1 protein-coding gene is annotated in these 1,017 nt (G+C 41.7%); it reads left to right on the top strand.

Features of this window, described 5'->3' with window-relative positions:
* Nucleotides 1-65 precede the first annotated feature (65 nt).
* Nucleotides 66-1,017 (top strand): condensation domain-containing protein (locus RH89_RS15440; RefSeq protein ID WP_004403915.1); only part of this gene is annotated, 952 nt, incomplete at its 3' end.

Below are 1,017 nucleotides of genomic sequence, written 5' to 3'. Positions count from 1 at the left end.
GTTTATAGCTATTGTAAGATCGTTGGCAGCAACCCGAAAGCATCCATCTCTCATTGGAACAGACGTTGGCAAATCTGGGATTTGATTGCCCTTCACTACCTTTAAATAGCGCATCACCTAAGCCATTGACTGAACTTCAAAAATCTTATCTCTTAGGTCGCTCCACTCAGATTCCGATGGGTGGCACTGCAATGCATGAATTCAGGGAATACCGAGGCAAGATCGACTCAAGTTTGGTTGAATCCCGCTTAAAATTGTTAGTTAAAAAATTCGACGCACTTCGCACGCATATAGATGAGCATAAGCTTCTTCAGCATGTCTCTGCTAAAGCAGTTCTTAACTTTCATTCTCACGATCTTCGACACCTTTCCATTGAACAATCACTGGAAGAAATAGAAACAATTCGCGTGGCAAGTAATCATGCGATGCACGATCTCTCAAGGTCTCCTTGGTCTGTATCAGTAATCCAATTACCTGAATCGGAGTTGGATTATCAAACAGTTGTATTTACAAGCTTTGATGCGTTAATCGTTGATGGAAGAACACATTCTCTTATTCTTTCTGAGTTACTGAAAAAGAATAGCGATCAACTGCAAGAGATCAGCACGAATCAAGCGCCTGTTTCAAACCAAGAAACCGAAAAAGATAACACTAAAAAACTTGCAGATGAAACATACTGGGAGAACAAACTGAATCCAGAGTGCGCGCCACCTTCACTTCCTTGGAAGCAACGATTAGAAAACATTAAAGCTTCACGTTATCAACGAGAAAGTATCGTCATCGAGAAATCGATGGTGACTCAGTTAACGATGGCGAGTGCTGCTAACAGTTTGTTCTTAAATTCAGCCCTTTCAGCTCTAATTCTTGAAGGGATGTCTTATTGGACTACTGAGCAAGAGATGAGGGTAGGGTTTCCAGTTGCTATCCCGCAAAATGATCGTCCACTGGGGAATGACTCTACGTTTGTTATTCTGGAATACCGTAAAAATGAAGGCACCTTATTAGAGCGTGCTCGAA

This window comes from Vibrio nigripulchritudo ATCC 27043 (assembly GCF_000222685.1).
Taxonomy (GTDB): Bacteria; Pseudomonadota; Gammaproteobacteria; order Enterobacterales; family Vibrionaceae; genus Vibrio; species Vibrio nigripulchritudo.
This window is presented reverse-complemented; position numbering and strand designations above follow the sequence as displayed.